This window comes from Bradyrhizobium sp. P2_E8 (assembly GCF_056403875.1).
Window position 1 is genome coordinate 1 of the sequence record NZ_JBFUES010001009.1, and the last position, 2,626, is coordinate 2,626.

Annotated in this window: 3 protein-coding genes; all 3 read right to left on the minus strand. The window is 64.4% G+C overall.

What is annotated here, in order from left to right; translation table 11 throughout:
• A partial coding sequence (locus AC1D00_RS35840; protein ID WP_477013922.1) for an MCP four helix bundle domain-containing protein occupies positions 1 to 558 on the minus strand: 558 nt, incomplete at its 3' end.
• A 58-nt stretch (positions 559 to 616) separates the two neighbouring features.
• Positions 617 to 1,093: a chemotaxis protein CheW gene (locus tag AC1D00_RS35845; RefSeq protein ID WP_027549415.1), complete on the minus strand. Its 477-nt coding sequence runs from the start codon at positions 1,091 to 1,093 to the stop codon at positions 617 to 619.
• Between the two features lie 65 nt (positions 1,094 to 1,158).
• On the minus strand, positions 1,159 to 2,626 hold a 1,468-nt coding region (locus tag AC1D00_RS35850; RefSeq protein WP_477013923.1), incomplete at its 5' end, for a methyl-accepting chemotaxis protein.

Genomic DNA, 2,626 nt, shown 5'->3' on the forward strand with positions numbered 1-2,626 from the left:
CATCAGCAGCATCTCGGCGCGCGAGCCGTCCTGTCTGGCCTGCTCGGCCTGCTCGGCCATGTTCTTCTTGACGTTGTTGATGTAGGCATTGGCCGCATCCAGGGCATCGGCGACCACCTTGCGGCCGTCATGCATTGAGCGGTCCATCGCCTTCGCCTTGTCGGTCTTCGCGAGCTTGACCGTCTCGTCCTGGTAGGCGTTCATCCTACCATAGGCGACGGAGAAGCCATCGATCAGCTTCTTGCCGTTTTCGCTGGCGGCTGCATAGATCTCGTCCCTGGACTTGGCGAGCTGTTCGCGGGTCTTAGCGAGATCGGCCACGAACTGATCGTACTCGGCGTCCGACGAGAGGATCGAGTTCTTTTCCGCGCGAAGCTGGAGGAGAATGCCTTCCTTGAGCTCGGAGGCCTTCTCCATACGGCCCGCACGACTCACCAGACTCTCGGTGGTGCCGACCATGTCGGACAGCTTCATGTAGCCGACCGCACCGGCGATCATGGAGAGCAGGATGACGACGCCGAAGGCACTGGCAAGCTTGGCTTTGACGGTGAATCTCATGTCAATCTCGTTGGTTCGAATTGGGGGCTTACGCTTGACAATGCTTACACTTGCAAACTCAGGCGGCGCGGGGCGCATCGCGCCCTTCCGGGATCTCGTCATGCGCCATCAGCTTGGCGAGGTCGAAGATCACGACAAATTTCTCGCCCTTGCGGCCGATGCCGGCGGCATAGTCGGACTGCCATTTGCCGCCGACCTCGGGGATGGGCTCGATCGCCTGCTCGTCGATGTCGGTGACCTCGAACACGCAATCGGCGACGAAGCCGACGCCGACGAGACGGTCCTTCATCGGCACATCGAGGATGATGATGCGGGTCGCCTCGGTCGCCGCCACGCTGGGCAGGCCGAGCTTGGTCCGGAGGTCCACGATCGGATAGCCGCTGCCGCGCACGTCGATCATGCCGAGCAGGAAGTTCGGCGCATGCGGCAGCCGCGAGATCGGACGCATGTCGAGAATTTCGCGGACGTTGCGGATACTGATGCCGAACGTCTCGCCGGCGAGTCCGAGCGTCAGATATTGCGAGGTTGCGGCCATGCTGCAGTCCAGGGGTCCCGGGGTTTGCGAATGAGCACGATCCGGCAGGAGGCCGGACCGCTTGATCAGCGTTGGAATTCGGCGTCGCGGTCGTCTTCGCCGTCGTGCATGTCGAACGCGAAGCCGCCACCGCCAGCGACCTTCATCGCACGTGCCGGTTTGCGGACAGGCGCGGGCTTCTTCGCGCCGCGATCCGCCGCAGCCATGTGCGCCGCCTTGGCGCGGAGCYGGGTAACGGCACGATCGATCGGCGCCGGCGCCGCGCTCCCGCCGCGGCCGGCATGGTCGATGCGGAAGAAGGAGATGGTCGACTGGAGCTGCTCGGCCTGCGAAGCGAGCTCCTCCGAGGTCGAGGACACCTGCTCGGACGCGCTGGCGTTCTGCTGGCCGACCTTGTCGAGCTGCTGGATCGCCTGGTTGATCTGGGCCGAGCCGACGTCCTGTTCACGGCAAGCGGCGGTGATCTCCTGGACCAGCTCAGCCGTCTTCTTGATGTCGGGCACGAGCTTGGACAGCATGTCGCCGGCCTCCCGGGCGACCTTCACCGTCTCCGTGGACAGCGTGCCGATTTCGGCCGCGGCCGCCTGACTGCGCTCGGCRAGCTTGCGKACYTCGGAMGCRACSACSGCAAAGCCCTTGCCGTGYTCGCCGGCSCGCGCSGCCTCGACCGCSGCGTTGAGCGCGAGCAGRTCRGTCTGRCGKGCGATCTCCTGCACGATCGTGATCTTCTCRGCGATGGTCTGCATCGCATTGACSGCACGWCCGACGGCKGCGCCGCTGGMYTCSGCRTCYTTGGCSGACTGCGCSGCRATCTTCTCGGTCTGGTTGGCGTTGTCGGCGTTCTGCTTCACGTTCGAGGCCATYTCCTCCATCGAGGAGGAGGCTTCCTCGGCKGACGAGGCCTGCTCGGTCGCGCCYTGCGARAGCTGCTCGGCGCTSGCGGAGAGCTCCTGGCTGCCGGCSGAGACGTTGCTTGCCGCGGTGAGAGCCTCCTCGACGACTTGCCGGAGCTTTTCGACCATCAGGTTCAGCGATTTGATGAGATCGCCGATCTCATCGTTGCTGGATACGTTGATCGTCTGGCTGAGATCACCGGCCGCCACAGCACCGGYGAGGCCGACCGCACGGCCGAGACCGCGGGCAATGCTGATGGAAATCCAGATCGCGGCGATCATGCCGATGACGAGCGACGCCACCACGGCCGATATCAGCAGCACGTGAGCCCGGTTGCCATCCTCGTGCGCCTTGGCTACCTGGTCGGCCATGTTCTTCTTGACGTTGGTGACGTAGACGCTGGCGGCTTCCATCGCCTCACCGACCGCCTTGCGAGCCTCAATCGACGAGCGCTCGACGGCCTTCGTTCTGTCGGTCCTGGCGGTCTTGACGACGTCGTCCTGAACGGCATTCATCCGGAGGTAGGCGGCGCCGAAATTCTCAATCAGCTTCTTGCCCTCGGCGGAGGCCGCGGCATGGATTTCCTCTTTCAGCTTCAGCAGCGTCTCGCGCTGCTTGGCGATCTCCGCGATGAAGCGA